We start from the raw sequence: 15,059 nt of genomic DNA, 5'->3' as shown, positions 1-15,059 counted from the left end.
TCTTCGAACGGCGCCGTCAGGCCGACCCCAACCTTCGCGACTTTGTGGCCTTCAAATATTCGGTCGCGCGCTGCTCGAAGAAGCTAGCGCGCGACCGGTTCTCGGCGTCGATCACACGGTTGTCGATCGATTACTGCTCCTTCTTGAACAAATCCTGGAAGATGAGCTGGCCCCAAGTGCGGCCGCGTGCGTGCACCAGCGCGCCACCCTCGTCGAACTTTCCCAGCTCGACGGGTGCGAAGCCGAGTTGTTTGGCCAAGGCCGCCACGGGAGCGATCGCGTCCTGGTCGTCGCTCGACAGAAAGACGACCCGGTGGCCGCCCTCGACGACCGGATCGGTAGCCAGGGTGGCTGCGATCAAGTGATTGAAACCTTTCACGAGCTTGGCGCCCGTGAACGCCTCCGCAACGAAGGCGGAGGACGGGAGGCCGTCCAGCTCTTCAGGGACTGGAAACGCGTTCATCGCGTCGATGACCGTCTTGCCTTTCCAGCTCGGCAGGGCCTTCGCAACCTCGCGATACTCCCCGAACGGGACCGCCAAGATGATCGTGTCAGCCTCGAGTGCATCCCGCAGCGACTTTGCGACGACCTTGGGTCCAATCGCCCGAGCCTGCGGCGCCAACACCTCGGCCGGCCGGCGGCTCGCGACGGCCACCTCGATGTTGTTACGGGCGAAGGCCTGGGCAAGGGCCTGGCCTATCCTCCCGAATCCTACAATCGCATAGCTCATGATACTTCTCCAATCCGTGTTGATATTGATTCCCCGGCCTTCAGCAGCGCCGGATTATCCGTTTCGTTGTGTGGCGCTCCGGCGCGAGTTCAGATGGCCGAGAAGCCGCCGTCGACAGACAACTCCACCCCATTCACGAAGCTCGAATCGTCTGAAGCAAGAAACAGCGCGGCCGCCGCAATTTCCTCAGGACGACCCATCTTTCCCCGCGGGATCAGAGATTCGAACATCTGCTTCGCCTCCTCGGTGAGGACTTGGTCCTGCATCGGCGTGGCGATCGGCCCCGGGTGCAGCACGTTCACCCGGATATTCCTGCCCTTCAGTTCGTTGAGCCACCCGCGTGCGAATGCGTGCAACGTCGCCTTGCTTGCCGCATACACGCTGTAACCCGGAAAACCTTTGATCGAAGCAACCGACCCGGTCATGAAAATCGATCCGCCATCGTTGAACAGCGGCAACGCCTTCTGAACCGTAAACAGGGTGCCGCGCGCATTCAGGCCGAAGGCCGCATCGAAATGCTGCTCGGTAATCTCGCCCAGAGGGACGGCTTCGCCCATGCCGGCGCTCGCGTACAGGATGTCGATCTTGCCCTTTTCCCGCTTGACCGTGTCGAACAGACGGTCGAGGTCGTCGAGATTGGCCGCGTCGCCTCGCACGCCGGTCACGTTCCGGCCGATCAACTTGACGGCCTCGTCCAGCGCCTCCTGTTTCCGGCCCGTGATGAAGACATAGGCGCCTTCTTCAACGAACCGCTTGGCGCTCGCCAGCGCCATGCCGCTCGATCCACCCGTGATGACTGCAACCTTACCCTCAAGCTTTCCCATGATTTCTCCTTTCGTGGTGTCGGGACAATATCTGCCTCCGAGGACCTCGAAATGGGTCCGCCGGCGTCAGTTGTTGAGTGCGGAAGCGCGCACATCGGTGGTGCAAAATTGATCCGGTTGGACGACTGGTGCCTGCCGCGACGATCGGTGTCCGCCGTTCGGAATCGAGCCGCGCTCGTCGGCATAAGCTATGATGACCGCCCGTACTGCTGTACGATGCGTTGGATACGAGCTTTGGAAGGCGCACCGCGTGGTGCCGGATTGCACCATGATCGACTGGGATGACATTCGCTACTTTCTTGCCGTGGCGCGCGGAGGCTCAGTGCGGGCTGCCGCCGAGGGCCTTGGGGTGTATCACTCGACCGTGCTGCGACGCATCGCTCAGCTCGAGGAACGCCTCGCAGCGCAGATGTTCGAAAAGCTGCCATCGGGCTACCGCCTGACGGCCGCGGGCGAGGAGGTCCTCGAGCTCGCGAACCAGATGGAAGCGTCGTCGCACCAGCTGGAGACGCGTGTCTTCGGCCGCGACCAAAGCGTGCGCGGACTTTTGCGGGTGACGTTGGCTCCGACCCTTGCGACACATCTGCTCATGCCGGATCTTGCCGATTTCGCGCGTCTGCATCCGGACATCGAGATGGACATCGTGTCGTCCGGCGAGCTGGCAAATCTGACCAACCGAGAGGCCGATGTCGCGATCCGCGTCGTCTACGACCGCAAAACCCTGCCGCTCAATCTTCACGGCCTGAAGGGACCGGAGCTCTTCAGCGGCGTCTACATGTCTCGCGATCGGCTGGCCGCATGGCATGCGGGTGCGCCGGATCCCGTCCGGTGGATCGTCATAAGCATTCATGGAATTCCGGATTGGGCCAGCGAGGGCGAGGTTCGTACCACAGGGGTTCCGTTCAGGACCACGGACGGCGAGGCGCAAATCGTTGCAGTACGGCAAGGGCTCGGGATGACGACACTGCCGTGCTTCGTCGGAGATGCCGACCCCCTCCTGGTGAGGGTGCCGGGCACCGACCTGCACATGCATGGAACGCTCTGGCTTCTCACGCAGGGAGAGACACGTAAGACGAAGCGCGTGCGGCTCTTCACGGAGTTCGTATTCCGCAGGCTCGCCGCATACGCTCCGCTTCTCGCAGGGCTGTCCATATCGCGCGACTGACGCCCGGCAGGCCGCTGGCGGCGCCTGCCGTAATCCGGTCGCAAGCCGAGCCGCGATCGCTTGAAGCGACGTCGTTCAATCCGCGAATGTTGCGCCGTATCGCAACCGGGGCGAAGGGCATTCTCCGGACACCTTTCCCGGACGTGCCCAATCGCCAAATTCAGCAAATCGGGCCTATCCGAGGAAGAACGAAGGGTGTGGCGCCCTTACTTCACCGTGATGCTCAGACCGCTGATATCGGCGTTGATCTGCAGACCTACCTGCCTACCTGTGAGTTCGAGCTGGGCGCCCTTGTCATTGGTCATGACGATCATCTGAGCCCCTTTGCCGACTGCGCCGCCGCCACCCGCTGCACCATAGATCCCCGACACATCCTGGGCGCGGCGAATGTGGCGCACCGTGCCTTGGAAATAGGTCTTGGAGGCCCCGAAAGCGAGGCCGCCCGAGATGCCGCCGATCGAGACCGGATATTTGCGACCGTGGAAGGTCAACGTGCCCTCGCCTCCGGAGCCACCGACGAAGAAGGCCGCCTTGTAAACGGCGAAACGGATCGTGCCGCTGTCGGCATGCGCGGCACTGGCAAAGCCAATTCCCACGGCAGCGATGGCGGCAACCGTGACTGAACGAAATCCGGACGAGATCTTCATGATGAGCTATTCCTCTAGAGCGCCGCTTAACCCAGCCGGCCGGGCACGACGTCAGCGTCGTATCAAAGTTATATATGAACAGTTTCGCGCGTCATTGGTTCCAAAGCACGATAATAACAAAGCGTTAGAGCACATCCAAGTAATCGGGTGGGAACGGGAGGCTGGCTCATCCGAGCATCCAATGTCAACCACCCTATCCCCTCCGAGCGGTGATAATCCATGCACGCGAGTCAAAGAGTACACCCTCCGTGGTCATATGCGCGCCCAGTAGATCGCGCAGCCGCTGCAATGCCTTGTCAGGCGCTTCCTCGGTTCGCGAAAGCGCATCCTTCACAAGATAGAGATTGATGAGCGCATCAAACGCCGCATCGACGTTGGAGCCATAGAAGACCGGTTCCCGCACGTCGATAAAATCGATCGAAACAAAGCCGGCCGTGCTCAGAAGTTCTGTGGCGATGGTGGGATCGCCGAGTGAGAACGGTGTGAGGGCATTTGCGGAAACTGCGGTTTCCGGGGCCAGGGCTCGCCGAATGGCACCAGACCACTCGTTGCGCGCCTGGCTCTGCCACACCATCCATGCAAGGCGCGCGCCCGGACGCAGCGCGCGGGCGATATTGGCAAACGCCGCCGCCGGATCGGCAAAGAACATCACGCCGAACCGGCTGATGCAGAGATCGAAGCTGGCAGCAGGAAATGCGTGATGCTGGGCATCACCCTCTTCAAACGCAATATTTTGCAAGCCCGCTTCTTTGGAGCGCCGTCGCGCAACCTCAAGCATCTCCGAGGACGTATCCACGCCGATCGCGTCGCCTTCCACCGCGATACGGGCAGCCTCACGCGTCGATTGTCCCGCCCCGCAACCGATATCGAGCACGCGATCACGTACTCCAACGCTGGCGGCGGCGCGCAAATGACCGTTGTGCCGTTTTAATTCCGCGTCATAGAAGTCAGCACGATTCAACATCTCCACCCTCGCTTGGTTCTGTCTCGGTCACTTGGTTGATGGGGCAACCTCAACGATTATCGTTCCTATCGACCCCTTGGGAAACCGGTTGCATATCAAGATCGGTTATGGGATGACAAAACCAGTTGCGAAATGCAATCAGATATTCTGCAAGGGGAGGAGCAACCGAAATGAGTGAACGAATCATCATGGCTGACGGTGTGGAGATTGCCACGCAGGTTTTTGGCGACCCGACCGATCAACCCACTCTGCTTATGATGGGAGCCATGGCTTCAATGCTGTGGTGGCCCGAGGCGTTTTGCCGGCGGCTCGCCGCCCAGGGCCGCTATGTCATCCGCTATGACAATCGCGACACCGGCCTTTCGACCTTCTATGAGCCGGGCAGCTCTCCCTATACGATGGACGACATGGCCGAAGACGCAGTGCATGTGCTCGACGCCTACGGCATCGGCAGCGCCCATCTGGTCGCCATGTCGCTGGGCGGGATGATCGCGCAGATCGCAACCCTTGCCCATCCAGCGCGGGTGAGAACGCTGACGTTGATCTCCACCACGCCGATCGGCATCGACACCTCTGCTCTACCGCAGACCAGCGATAGCTACATGGAGCACGCAGCGGCAGGCGAGAGCATCGATTGGACCGACAACGCTCAGGTCATCGATTTCATCGTCAAGGATACGCGGATGATTGCCGGCACGGCACACCCCTATGATGAGGCAGGTGCCCGCAATCTTGTCGAGCGCGACGTCAAGCGCGCTCAAAATTTCGTCAGTGCGACCAATCATTTCATGCTGAAGGGCGGGGAAGCGTGGAAGAACAAGCTCAGCGAGTTGGCCGCGCCTCTTCTCATCATCCACGGTACGGCGGACCCGATCTTCCCGGTCGAGCATGGCGAATTGCTGGCGGAAACCATCGAAGGCGCGAAGCTTCTTCGTCTCGAGGGCGGCGGCCATGAAATTCATCCCGAGGATTGGGATGAAATCATTGCGGCCATCGATGCTCACACCGGTGCACAGCGTCGATAGAGGCCGAGATCGCGAAAAATTCGCGAGACACTGTCGGTTTCCGAAAACGCCATTCGTCGTTCCGATATCAGGCCGACGAGGCCGGTTCAAACAAGGAGACGGACGATGCGTGTTATGGTTTTGGTGAAGGCTACCGAAGACAGCGAAAAGGGGTTTTTCCCCACGCCCGAGACCATGGAGATGATGGCGGCGATGGGCAGATTTAACGACGAGCTTCGCGATGCCGGCATCCTGGTTGCCGCCGACGGCCTCAAGCCCTCGTCGCATGGCAAGCGTATCGCCTTCGATGGTCCGGGTCGGACGGTCATCGACGGACCTTTCACAGAGACCCGCGAGTTGGTCGCCGGCTTCTGGCTCTGGGACGTCAAGGATATGGAGGAGGCGGTCGCCTGGGTGAAGCGCTGCCCCAATCCCATGCCGGGACCGAGCGAAATCGAAATCCGGCCGCTATACGAGATGGCTGATTTACGCCAATAATCTAGCACCGAAGAACACGGGAGGCGCCCTTGCCTCCCCAGGGACGTTTGATACGAAGGTAATGCCATACATGGATGACCAAGCCGAAATCGCAGCGCGGGCGAGCGGACTAGCGGAGATTCTTGCCCCTCGCCTTTCCGTGGTCTTCTGCGGCTTGAACCCTGCTCTCACAGCCCATCGTGATGGCCACAACTTCTCGAACCGAAGCAACCGCTTCTGGCGTGTCCTGCATCTCGCCGGATTTACGCCCCGCCTGCTGCGGGCGGAGGAAGAACGCGAGATGCTGAGATATGGCCTGGGCCTGACATCGGCGGTCTCGCGTCCCACGAAAAGCGCCAGCGAGCTTACGAAGCGCGATTACATCACCGCAGCTCCAGCGCTGGAAGACAAGATCAGAAAGCTTGCACCCGGCAATCTGGCGTTTCTAGGCAAGGCGGCCTATGCGGCGATCAGCCTTCGAGCGCATATCGAGTGGGGTAGGCAACCCAACGAATTTGCGGGCGCTTCGGTCTGGGTGCTTCCAAATCCGAGCGGACTCAACAGGGCCTTTGATCTCACGAGATTGACGGAACATTATCGCGAGGTGAAATTGGCGGTCGATCGGGCGGCTGCCCTTATTGAGTAGCCGGGAATGAAGAGCGTAAGAGACTGCCCCGCGCGGCCGGCTCGCGGGGCTGACGGTTCCTGCGCGCTTCACTTCACCGCGATCACGACCTTGCCCTTGGCGCGACCGGTCTCGACGTAAGCCAGCGCCTCATTGGTCTTTTCGAACGGGAAAACCCGATCGATGACGGGACGTATGGCTCCCGTCTCGATCAGCGCTGCGATCTGCCCGAGCTGTTCACCACTCGGCTTCATGAAGAGGAACGAATAGCTGACGCCATGACGTTTCGATTTCCTGCGGATGCCGAAGCTTAAGGCGCCCATGACCTGCCGAAGCAGCCAGCCGGAACCGTTTTCTCTGGCAAACTCCGGATCCGGCGGACCGGAGATCGAGATGAGCTTACCACCCGGCTTCAGAACGCGCAGTGATTTCTCCAGCGTATCCTTGCCAAGACTGTTCAGCACGACATCATATCCCTGCAGGACATTTTCGAAATCGTCCTTCTTGTAGTCGACGACGACATCCGCTCCGAGGCTTCTGACGAGATCGACATTGGCGGTGCTCGTGGTCGTCGCCACGGTCGCGCCGATATGCTTGGCGAGTTGGATGGCGATCGCCCCGACGCCGCCCGAGCCGGCATGGATCAGAACCTTCTGCCCCTTCTTCAGCTTTGCCCGCTCGACAAGCGCCTGCCAGGCGGTCAGCGCGACGAGCGGCATCGATGCCGCCTCTTCCATCGTCAGGGACTTCGGCTTTGCCGCCACATCGGCCTCGTTCATCGCGATGAACTCCGCGAAGGTGCCGATGCGGTCCTTGGCCGGACGTGCATAGACTTCGTCGCCCGGCTTAAAGCGCCGGACCCTGGAGCCGACCCGGACCACGACGCCCGCCGCATCATTGCCGAGGATCAGCGGCAGGCGGTATGGCAGGATAAGCTTGAACTCGCCGTCCCTGATCTTGCCGTCCAGCGGGTTTACGCTGGTGGCATGGATCTGGATCAGGACGTCGTTGTCCAGCAACTCGGGCTCGGGTGCTTCACCGAATCGCAGAGCGGCGCCTTTCGCATAGCGATCGATCAGAAATGCCTTCATGATAACAACTCTCTTTTCCTAGGATTGCGGCGCTAGCGGCTCAGGCGGGAAGCCTGTTGAATTTCCGGAGATTCTTGTCGACAAACGACTCCGGCAGGAAGCGGCGGATGAAGCGGATCTGGCCTGCCACCTTTCCTGCAGTGTACCGTCTTTTCGGTGCCGTCGCATTGGCCGCCTTGACCACCATGTCGGCGACGATCTCGGGCGCATCCCCCGTCTCGACGATCTCACGCATCAGCTTCTCAGCATCGGCACGAACGGTATCATACACGGAAAGCGGCTGATCCGGTCGCGTGAGATTCTCCTCGAAAGCCGTGCGGGTGATGCCGGGCTCTACCAGCACGACGCGTATACCTTGCGTCCGCACTTCGTGGTCAAGCGATTCCGAATAGCCCTCGATCGCGTGCTTGGTCGATGCATAAAGAGCGTTAAAGGGAGCGGGAATGAGCCCGAGAATGGAGCTCATGTTGATGATTCTGCCCTTCCGTTGGCGTCTCATGACGGGCAGCACAGCATTCGTCAGACGCACGACGCCGAAGACATTCACGTCGAACAGGGCCTTTGCCTGTGCGGCAGAGGACTCCTCGGCACCTCCGAGCAGCCCGATCCCGGCATTGTTGACGAGAAGGTCGATCCGCCCCGCGCGGCTCACGACATCGTCAACCACGTTCTGCACGGACCTGTCGTCGGTGACGTCGCAGACCAGCATTATCACGCCATCCGAGGTATCGGCCATCGGCTTGCGGCTGGTTCCGAACACCCGGTAGCCATTGCGCCGCAGTGCTCGCGCCGTTGCCAGCCCGATGCCGGAGGAAGCGCCCGTGACCAGGGCGACGCCGCGTTCTTTATTGCTCATTTGTCTCAGCTTTCATTTTTGTCATGGAACATCGATGAAAACTAAGTTACTATCATTTCGAAACTAAGTCACTATCAAAAAGATACTAACATGCAGAATCTTTCGGACCAACCATGCCTGATCGCCCGCAGCCTCGCTCTGGTGGGGGATGCATGGAGCATGCTTATCCTGCGGGACGCTCATGCCGGGCTCACCCGTTTCGATGAATTCCGCAAGAGCCTCAGCATCGCGCCTACGATCCTCACCCGTCGGCTTGCGGCACTAACCGAGGATGGATTGCTGGAGAAGCGGCGCTACTCGGAACGCCCGCCGCGCGATGAGTACGTGCTGACCGAAGCGGGCTTGGATTTCCTGCCGGTCTTGTTCGCGATCGGCGCCTGGGGGCGAAAACACCGCAACACCGACGGTGTCACCCGGTTCTTCGATGCCGAGACCGGAACGGAGATCGATCCTGTCACCATCGATCGCACGACCGGTACTCCGATCGGAACCCGCCCTATTCGCATCGTTATGCCGAAGTAAACCGTACAAACCACGGGGAAGAGCGGCCCCCCCGGCTAATCAGCCATCGTCTCATCCTTCAAATGCAGGACAAAGCCGGTCGCAGCGGTCTCGCCCAACTCCGGGCGGAGCTGCATGCTCGGGATCAGATAATCGCCGCCATTCTGTTGCCGATAGGGGATGGGCGGCGTGGAGCCGAGCGTCCGCATCCGCTCGCGCAGGCCTTCGGCAACGGACCCGAAGCCGGCTTCATCGAGACGATCGACGCTGTAGGTCACGAAGGGCGGCAGCACGTCATAGCCGGGATAATAGAGGATGCCGTGATTGATCGGGAAAAGCAGGTCGTCGATTGGCCCATTGACCCCGCGCGGCGAGTAATGCGCCTCCCAGCCGCCGGCGGTGACGATCAGCATCGCGCGCTTGCCCGCCAGGGTGCCCTCCCCGTAACGATCCCCCCATCGCTTATCGCTATGTTCGCCGACGCCATAGGCGAAACCATAAGCAAAGACCCGCTCGACCCAGCCCTTCAGGATGGCCGGCATGGAGAACCACCAGAGAGGGAATTGCAGGATCAGGGTATCCGCCCAGAGGAGCTTCTCGATCTCGGCTTTGACATCGTCGGTCAACGTGTCGGCATCAAAGGCATTCTTGGAGGCAGCGACCGCTATAAGACGTGCATCCGGCGCCAACGAAGGGAAGTCGGCGCGGTCAATCTCGGATTTCCAGCCGTCGGCATAGAGGTCTGACACCCGTACCTCATGGCCCTGGGCTTCCAGCTCCTTGATGGCGACGTCGCGCAGCGCGCCGTTGAGCGAGCGAGGTTCGGGATGGGCGAAGACAAGCAGAACTTTCATGGGGCAGCGATCCTTGAGTGATGGAAGATTGACCCACAAAGTAGTCAACGCCAGAATGATCCGCTATATCTAGGCAATGGATAAAACTATGCCGAAAAATGGATAAATCCGATGTCACGCTGGAGCGCATGCGAACCTTCGTCCGCGTGGCGGAGCGCGGCAGCCTGTCCGCGGTGGCACGCGAGCTCGGAATAGGTCAGTCGACGGTGACCCGGCATCTGCGGGAGCTCGAGGAGGCCGTCGGCGTCCCCCTGCTATCGAGAACCACCCGGCGCGTCACTATGACCGACGAAGGCAGCCGCTACTATGCCGACAGCATCCAGATCCTGCGGCTTGTCGAACAGGCCGGCGACGAGGCCCGCAGCACGCGCGGCGCGCCGGCCGGCACGATCCGCATATCCTGCACGGCGGCCTTCGGCGTCCTGCATATCAGCCGGATGATCTTCGCCTTTCAGGACCGCTATCCCGAGATCGCGGTCGATCTCAGTCTTACCGACGAACGCGTCGACCTTGTCGAAGAAGGCGTCGATATTGCGTTGCGCCTCGGTCCGCTCGCTGACAGTTCCACGAAGCTGCGAGCCCTCGGTCAAAGCCGGCGCCTGCTGGCCGCCGCACCCGCCTATCTGGCGGCGCGGGGGACACCTGTCGTCCCGCAGGACTTGTGCGATCATGAGGGCATCCGAATGTCGAACATAGCGGGCAGCGATACGCTCGTCCTGCAAGGGCCTGATGGCAAGCGCCATATGGTGCCTTTCGGCGGACGATTCCGCGTCGACCACGGACTTGCGGCACGCGAGGCCCTCGTCGCAGGACGCGGCATCGCCCCCACCCATCACTGGCTCGTCGACGATCTGCTGGCGACCGGCCGGCTCGTGGCAATTCTGCCGGACTATGCACTGTCACCGGTTCCACTCAGCATGCTGATCGTTCCCGAGCGGGCGGGAATTGCCCGGGTCCGGCTGCTGATCGATTTCCTTGCGCAAGAGATCGGCGGCATTGCCGGCATCGGGCAACCTGGCGAACGGAACAGCATCTAGCCCGACCGGGATCTTCGAAGGCCGCTACGACCCTGAGATAAGCGCTCCACGCATTCCGCCAGAGCACTTTTGCCGACCATGCGGACTTTCAGCTGGATCTACGAGGCCGAAAGGAGCTTGTCGCGTTCGTTTACGAATTGATCGATGTTGGATTTGCCCTTCACCGTCCAAAAGGCCGCACCGCTTTCATAGGAATAGCTCATCAGGCCCTCCGGAATATCGAAGGTCGAAAAATCCCAAAAGCGACGTCGCGCTAGGCTGCATATCTAATAGGGTAGAATCTGGTCGATGTGATATTTGGGTTTGTATCTGAAAGTTTGGGCCAGGCTGCGGGCGAGCGTTTCCGCAAGCCGAACGGACCCACCGGAGTTGTTGAAAAAGACCGCTGAGGCGAGAACACGATACCAGTGCTTGCGCTTTTCAGGCCGGAAGATAAAACCGCCGCTCCGAAACGCTGCCTTGTCGCTGAAAAACTGCCATGGCGATTTGTTCATCACCGCATCGACATCGATGATCAGAAGCCGCTCCACGCCTTCATTCAGCAATATCGGCGCCAACAGGAACCGCGCCGCTGTGTAATAGACGGTCCGATAGGCGAGCCTGTCGGCAAGAACACAGGAATCAACGGTAAACGTCAGCTGAACATGCTTCAGCGTGGCGCGTAGCTGCGTCGCCTCATCGAGAATAGCCTTGGAAGGCTCCAGAAGATGAAGGTGCAACCGCTGCGGAATTCCAAGCAGCTCGATCGATTGGATGAGGTCGACCGCAAAAAGCCGATAATAATTATCGTTGCAGGCGGCAAGTATGACATCGCCACCGTTTGGCATCTCACCGGAGATACCTTGGGAAAACGCCGAATACTCCTCGGGATCCTGCGTACTTGTCACCGCTCCCCTGACAATATGACGAAGAAGGAGCTGAAAGATCGCGCCATGTTTCTTTTTTGAAAGAGGCTTATGGGGTGGCGTCTGGGAAACGCCTGAAATTGCGGTCATTTTGAAGAAATTCTGGGAGGGACAATACCACTCCCTACAATGGCGCCCGCAGAAACCGCAAGAGAGAGTCGAAGAAAATTAAGATCATACCCCATCTCGGGCTTTCGCCGAGGCCGTCCGCGCGGTTGCCGTTCGGCATTGATTGTCTGCCGACCAATGGGGCCATTGCATATGATCGGCAGCACACTCCGAACTCTGCCCGGCGGACATTTTACGGCTATCCGCCTAAAACCCCAGGGATTGCTGCACGGGCTTCGGCGGCGCGAGCTGGACGCCTTCGAGTTCCAGCATGCGGGCCTTGGCGGTCGAGCCGCCGGGCGCCGAGAAGCCGCCGATCTTGCCACCGGCGGCAAGCACCCGATGGCAGGGGATGATCAGCGCCACCGGGTTCCGCGCCATGGCCCGGCCGACATCGCGGGCAGCTTCCGGTCCCGCGCCGAGCTGCTTGGCCAGCGCGCCGTAGGTCGTGGTGTGGCCCCATCCGATCTCACGCGCCGCAGCGTAGATCTGATTGAAGAAGGCATCCTGTTCACCGAGATCCAGTTTGACACCGGAAAAGTCGATTTGCTCGCCCGCAAAATAGCGCTTCACGGCGGCGACCGCGTTGGCCACATCCGGCGTCGGGGTGCCCAGCCGGGCATCCGATAAACGCCGTAACAGAAGGCGCTCGGTCGAGCCGGCGTCTTTCGTCGGCAACTGAAAGCGCGTAACGCCGATATCGTTCCAGGTGATCCCGCAGAAGCCGCCCGCGGTTTCGAAGATCAGATAATATTGCTGTGCATCATTCATGGCAAAAGCTCCATGTTTCCACTTGGCCATGAGAATCGTGCTTCGGACGGCCAAGTTCAACCCGATTCTTGCATGGATCGTATGTTCCTCTTTTGTTCTTGATTTTGCAACTATGCGATCTTAGGATACGCAGAATTTTCGCGTACAGGACAAGGCAAGGCCGCTTGGCTTTGAAGCAATCCCATGAGAAACAACGGACAGCTTTCGCTCAATCTCGGAGCGGGATCGCGGATGCGAAAATCCAAAGCCGATCCAACGCATGTGGAGGCCCTTTATTTCGCCATCCTGCCGGACCCGGACATAGCCTCGGCAAGTGTCGACATGGCGAACGATCTGCGCCTGCAACATGGCTTTTCGGCAAAGCCGCGCCGCCCGGATCTGTCTCATATCTCGCTTTATAGGATCGGCTCCTATCGCGGCCTGCCGGAGGAAGCGGCGTTTGCGGCAATGCAGGCAGCATCGACCGTCAGGAGGCGATCCTTCCAGGTGGAGTTTGACCGGGCGGTCAGCTTCGGGGGTGGCGACAATCGCCCGCTGGTTCTCTGGAACAGGGACGGAAATGCGGAGCTGAAGGCGCTCCATCGAGAGTTGAACGATGCCATGCAGCTCACCGGATTCGCCAATGACGATGGAGGAAAATTCGAGCCGCATATGACGCTGCTCTATCAGGGCCATCTCATTCCGGAGGTCATGCTCGAAAGGCCCGTCACCTGGACCGTCCGGGATTTCGTGCTCGTCAACAGCCTGCAGGGCAAGGCCAGGCACGAACATCTTTGCTACTGGCTGCTATCGGACTGAGCCGCACTGCTCTTTGCTGCCTGCCCAACCGCCGCGATCGCATCGTCGACGCTGAAGCTGCAACAACCATCGACATCAGCCATGCCGGCCGCTGTCATCAAATCGCGGACGCGGTCGTGGACGCGGGCGAATTGCAGGCGGATGCCGGCGACGCGCATGGCGCCATCGAATTCCATCAGTGCATCGAGCGCGGTGCTGTCGAGGTCGGAGCTCTCCTCGAGGCTGAGGACGACAGCCCTGATCCCCGCTTCTCCTCGGCTGCGCGACAGGATCTCACCGAAGATCGTATCGGCATTACCGAAAAACAGCGGCTCGCCAGGGCGCCAGATGGCGACGCCGGGCGTTTCCGACGCCTCCTGATGACGGCTGAGGTCAACGAAATTGTGGCTGCTTCCAAGCCGCCCGAGCCGGGCGATATAGGGCGAGGCCAGGCGATGCATCATCGCGGCCAGCGACAGTGCGATCGCCAGTAGCATACCGTTGAGGACGCCGAAAATCAGCACGCCGGCCGTGGCGCCGAGGGCAACGTAGAAATCGCGATGAAGCCGCCTCAGGCGCAGGATCGGGCTGGGGTCGAGAGCATGCGTCAGCGCCGCGATCACCACGGCGGCGAGCACCGGCTCCGGCAACCGCGCCACCAGCGGCCCGGCGCAGGCAATCAGGATGGCAAGGCCGATCGCGGCAAAAACCGCCGTGGCGCGCGTCTTCGCGCCCGCCGCCTCGCTAGCGAAACCGGCGGAAAAACCGGCGCCGACCGGCATGCCCTGAACGACGGCGCTGGCGATATTGGCAAAGCCAAGTGCCCCCAGCTCGCGATTGACCGCCAGCGTATCGCCATAGCGCAGCGCCAAGGCCCGCATCGTTCCCCAGGATTCGGCAAAGAGAATGAGCACCAGCGGCACGGTGAACTGCGCCAGCCGCGAATAAGCCACCCAGCCGGCATCGGGCAGTGAGGGCCATTGCGGCAGGACCTCGATCGTCCCGACAAGCTTGACGCCGTGGCCGGCCAGGTCGAGGACGAAGGAGCTGAGAATGCCGGCCGCCAGCACCAGAAAGGCGCCGGGAATACCTGGCAGGCGCTTGACCAGCAGCAGAGCAGCGAGCGCTACGACACCGACCGCGACGCTCACCGGATTCCATTGCGGGATCGCCGCAAACAGCGCGGCGGCATAGCTGAAGATATTGGAGCCCTGCACGGAGGTGCCGACCAGAATCGGCAGCTGATGCAGGATGATGGTGATCGCCAATCCCAGCGCGAAGCCGCGCAGCACCGGGCGCGAGATGAAGCCGGTGATGCCGCCGAGGCGCAATGCCGAGGCAATGACGAAGAGAATGCCGGCAAGGGCGACGGCGACGGTCGCAAGGCCGGCCTTGACGGTGGCGTCTCCCGGCACGATCGCCAACGTGGCGGCCAGAATGGCGGCGGAGGACGATGTCGGCGAGACGATCGCGAAGCGGCTGCGCCCGAAGATCGCGTAGACGAGACAGCCGGCGATACCGGCGAGAATGGCCCGATGCGGCGGCAGGCCGGCAATACCGGCATAGGCAACGGCCTCCGGCAGCATGAGACCGGCGACCGATATGCCCGCGATGACATCGGCTTTGTTGATTGCGGGCAAGCCACTCAACTTCGTCATCGATCACCGACCATAGAAACCGCCAATCCGACTATGTGTAGAGATTCGCTAATGAGCTGCAACAG

General features: G+C 60.8%; 17 protein-coding genes. 7 read left to right on the top strand and 10 right to left on the bottom strand.

Annotation, left to right across the window (positions count from 1 at the left end; genetic code table 11):
* Positions 1–130: 130 nt before the first annotated feature.
* Together RRH01S_RS19760 and RRH01S_RS19755 are read right to left on the bottom strand one after the other, a co-directional pair.
* On the bottom strand, positions 131–730 hold the full coding sequence (locus RRH01S_RS19760; protein ID WP_042473843.1) for an NADPH-dependent F420 reductase: 600 nt from the start codon (positions 728–730) through the stop codon (positions 131–133).
* Between the two features lie 89 nt (positions 731–819).
* On the bottom strand, positions 820–1,554 hold the full coding sequence (locus tag RRH01S_RS19755; RefSeq protein ID WP_007694458.1) for an SDR family NAD(P)-dependent oxidoreductase: 735 nt from the start codon (positions 1,552–1,554) through the stop codon (positions 820–822).
* Positions 1,555–1,822: 268 nt separating this feature from the next.
* Between RRH01S_RS19755 and RRH01S_RS19750 the strand changes: the two genes are divergently transcribed.
* A complete protein-coding gene (locus RRH01S_RS19750; protein WP_042473840.1) occupies positions 1,823–2,719 on the top strand; it encodes a LysR family transcriptional regulator in 897 nt (298 codons plus the stop codon).
* A gap of 206 nt (positions 2,720–2,925) precedes the next feature.
* Here the strand turns inward: RRH01S_RS19750 and RRH01S_RS19745 are convergent, their stop codons facing one another.
* Both RRH01S_RS19745 and RRH01S_RS19740 read right to left on the bottom strand, forming a co-directional pair.
* A complete protein-coding gene (locus RRH01S_RS19745) occupies positions 2,926–3,366 on the bottom strand; it encodes a lipid-binding SYLF domain-containing protein (protein ID WP_034520052.1) in 441 nt (146 codons plus the stop codon).
* 193 nt (positions 3,367–3,559) lie between these two features.
* Positions 3,560–4,330 carry a class I SAM-dependent methyltransferase gene (locus RRH01S_RS19740; RefSeq protein ID WP_034520050.1) on the bottom strand — a complete coding sequence of 257 codons (771 nt, stop codon included), beginning with the start codon at positions 4,328–4,330 and terminating at the stop codon, positions 3,560–3,562.
* 170 nt (positions 4,331–4,500) lie between these two features.
* Here RRH01S_RS19740 and RRH01S_RS19735 point away from each other — a divergent pair, with 170 nt between their 5' ends.
* From RRH01S_RS19735 to mug, 3 genes are all read left to right on the top strand, one after another.
* On the top strand, positions 4,501–5,355 hold the full coding sequence (locus RRH01S_RS19735) for an alpha/beta fold hydrolase (protein ID WP_042473836.1): 855 nt from the start codon (positions 4,501–4,503) through the stop codon (positions 5,353–5,355).
* Between the two features lie 105 nt (positions 5,356–5,460).
* Positions 5,461–5,832, top strand: coding sequence for a YciI family protein (locus RRH01S_RS19730; RefSeq protein WP_042473833.1), 372 nt, complete (start codon positions 5,461–5,463; stop codon positions 5,830–5,832).
* Positions 5,833–5,902: 70 nt separating this feature from the next.
* Positions 5,903–6,457: a G/U mismatch-specific DNA glycosylase gene (gene mug / locus RRH01S_RS19725; RefSeq protein WP_042473831.1), complete on the top strand. Its 555-nt coding sequence runs from the start codon at positions 5,903–5,905 to the stop codon at positions 6,455–6,457.
* A 68-nt stretch (positions 6,458–6,525) separates the two neighbouring features.
* On the opposite strand, the gene RRH01S_RS19720 is transcribed toward mug, so the two are convergent.
* Together RRH01S_RS19720 and RRH01S_RS19715 are read right to left on the bottom strand one after the other, a co-directional pair.
* Positions 6,526–7,527, bottom strand: coding sequence for an NADP-dependent oxidoreductase (locus RRH01S_RS19720; protein ID WP_007694447.1), 1,002 nt, complete (start codon positions 7,525–7,527; stop codon positions 6,526–6,528).
* Positions 7,528–7,567: 40 nt separating this feature from the next.
* On the bottom strand, positions 7,568–8,383 hold the full coding sequence (locus RRH01S_RS19715; protein WP_042473829.1) for an oxidoreductase: 816 nt from the start codon (positions 8,381–8,383) through the stop codon (positions 7,568–7,570).
* A gap of 90 nt (positions 8,384–8,473) precedes the next feature.
* On the opposite strand from RRH01S_RS19715, the gene RRH01S_RS19710 reads away from it, so the two are divergent.
* Positions 8,474–8,905, top strand: coding sequence for a winged helix-turn-helix transcriptional regulator (locus RRH01S_RS19710; protein ID WP_007694445.1), 432 nt, complete (start codon positions 8,474–8,476; stop codon positions 8,903–8,905).
* Positions 8,906–8,940: 35 nt separating this feature from the next.
* Here RRH01S_RS19710 and RRH01S_RS19705 read toward each other — a convergent pair whose 3' ends face one another.
* Positions 8,941–9,738 (bottom strand): NAD(P)H-dependent oxidoreductase, encoded by a 798-nt coding sequence (locus RRH01S_RS19705; RefSeq protein ID WP_037221015.1) that lies wholly within the window; start codon positions 9,736–9,738, stop codon positions 8,941–8,943.
* Between the two features lie 98 nt (positions 9,739–9,836).
* On the opposite strand from RRH01S_RS19705, the gene RRH01S_RS19700 reads away from it, so the two are divergent.
* The gene (locus RRH01S_RS19700; protein ID WP_042473824.1) at positions 9,837–10,775 is read left to right on the top strand and encodes a LysR family transcriptional regulator; all 939 of its coding nucleotides are present in this window, start codon (positions 9,837–9,839) and stop codon (positions 10,773–10,775) included.
* A gap of 266 nt (positions 10,776–11,041) precedes the next feature.
* On the opposite strand, the gene RRH01S_RS19695 is transcribed toward RRH01S_RS19700, so the two are convergent.
* Together RRH01S_RS19695 and RRH01S_RS19690 are read right to left on the bottom strand one after the other, a co-directional pair.
* Positions 11,042–11,662 carry a hypothetical protein gene (locus tag RRH01S_RS19695; RefSeq protein WP_234711713.1) on the bottom strand — a complete coding sequence of 207 codons (621 nt, stop codon included), beginning with the start codon at positions 11,660–11,662 and terminating at the stop codon, positions 11,042–11,044.
* A gap of 333 nt (positions 11,663–11,995) precedes the next feature.
* Positions 11,996–12,559, bottom strand: a complete 564-nt coding sequence (locus tag RRH01S_RS19690; protein ID WP_042473821.1) for a methylated-DNA--[protein]-cysteine S-methyltransferase — start codon at positions 12,557–12,559, stop codon at positions 11,996–11,998.
* A 183-nt stretch (positions 12,560–12,742) separates the two neighbouring features.
* On the opposite strand from RRH01S_RS19690, the gene RRH01S_RS19685 reads away from it, so the two are divergent.
* A complete protein-coding gene (locus RRH01S_RS19685) occupies positions 12,743–13,357 on the top strand; it encodes a 2'-5' RNA ligase family protein (protein ID WP_042473818.1) in 615 nt (204 codons plus the stop codon).
* Here the strand turns inward: RRH01S_RS19685 and RRH01S_RS19680 are convergent.
* A complete protein-coding gene (locus tag RRH01S_RS19680; protein WP_080705446.1) occupies positions 13,336–14,994 on the bottom strand; it encodes a SulP family inorganic anion transporter in 1,659 nt (552 codons plus the stop codon). The two genes, RRH01S_RS19685 and RRH01S_RS19680, sit on opposite strands and share 22 nt — an antisense overlap.
* Positions 14,995–15,059 lie beyond the last annotated feature (65 nt).

It is taken from the genome of Rhizobium rhizogenes NBRC 13257 (assembly GCF_000696095.1).
Lineage (GTDB): Bacteria > Pseudomonadota > Alphaproteobacteria > Rhizobiales > Rhizobiaceae > Rhizobium > Rhizobium rhizogenes.
This window is presented reverse-complemented; position numbering and strand designations above follow the sequence as displayed.

Bases quoted from the DNA above. Each gene is read 5' to 3' on its own strand.
- RRH01S_RS19745 (WP_034520052.1), bottom strand. From the start codon at position 3,366: ATGAAGATCTCGTCCGGATTTCGTTCAGTCACGGTTGCCGCCATCGCT.
- RRH01S_RS19760 (WP_042473843.1), bottom strand. From the start codon at position 730: ATGAGCTATGCGATTGTAGGATTCGGGAGGATAGGCCAGGCCCTTGCC.
- RRH01S_RS19720 (WP_007694447.1), bottom strand. From the start codon at position 7,527: ATGAAGGCATTTCTGATCGATCGCTATGCGAAAGGCGCCGCTCTGCGA.
- RRH01S_RS19685 (WP_042473818.1), top strand. From the start codon at position 12,743: ATGAGAAACAACGGACAGCTTTCGCTCAATCTCGGAGCGGGATCGCGG.
- RRH01S_RS19705 (WP_037221015.1), bottom strand. From the start codon at position 9,738: ATGAAAGTTCTGCTTGTCTTCGCCCATCCCGAACCTCGCTCGCTCAAC.
- RRH01S_RS19715 (WP_042473829.1), bottom strand. From the start codon at position 8,383: ATGAGCAATAAAGAACGCGGCGTCGCCCTGGTCACGGGCGCTTCCTCC.
- RRH01S_RS19755 (WP_007694458.1), bottom strand. From the start codon at position 1,554: ATGGGAAAGCTTGAGGGTAAGGTTGCAGTCATCACGGGTGGATCGAGC.
- RRH01S_RS19750 (WP_042473840.1), top strand. From the start codon at position 1,823: ATGATCGACTGGGATGACATTCGCTACTTTCTTGCCGTGGCGCGCGGA.
- RRH01S_RS19690 (WP_042473821.1), bottom strand. From the start codon at position 12,559: ATGAATGATGCACAGCAATATTATCTGATCTTCGAAACCGCGGGCGGC.
- RRH01S_RS19710 (WP_007694445.1), top strand. From the start codon at position 8,474: ATGCAGAATCTTTCGGACCAACCATGCCTGATCGCCCGCAGCCTCGCT.
- mug (WP_042473831.1), top strand. From the start codon at position 5,903: ATGGATGACCAAGCCGAAATCGCAGCGCGGGCGAGCGGACTAGCGGAG.
- RRH01S_RS19730 (WP_042473833.1), top strand. From the start codon at position 5,461: ATGCGTGTTATGGTTTTGGTGAAGGCTACCGAAGACAGCGAAAAGGGG.
- RRH01S_RS19740 (WP_034520050.1), bottom strand. From the start codon at position 4,330: ATGTTGAATCGTGCTGACTTCTATGACGCGGAATTAAAACGGCACAAC.
- RRH01S_RS19700 (WP_042473824.1), top strand. From the start codon at position 9,837: ATGGATAAATCCGATGTCACGCTGGAGCGCATGCGAACCTTCGTCCGC.
- RRH01S_RS19680 (WP_080705446.1), bottom strand. From the start codon at position 14,994: ATGACGAAGTTGAGTGGCTTGCCCGCAATCAACAAAGCCGATGTCATC.
- RRH01S_RS19735 (WP_042473836.1), top strand. From the start codon at position 4,501: ATGAGTGAACGAATCATCATGGCTGACGGTGTGGAGATTGCCACGCAG.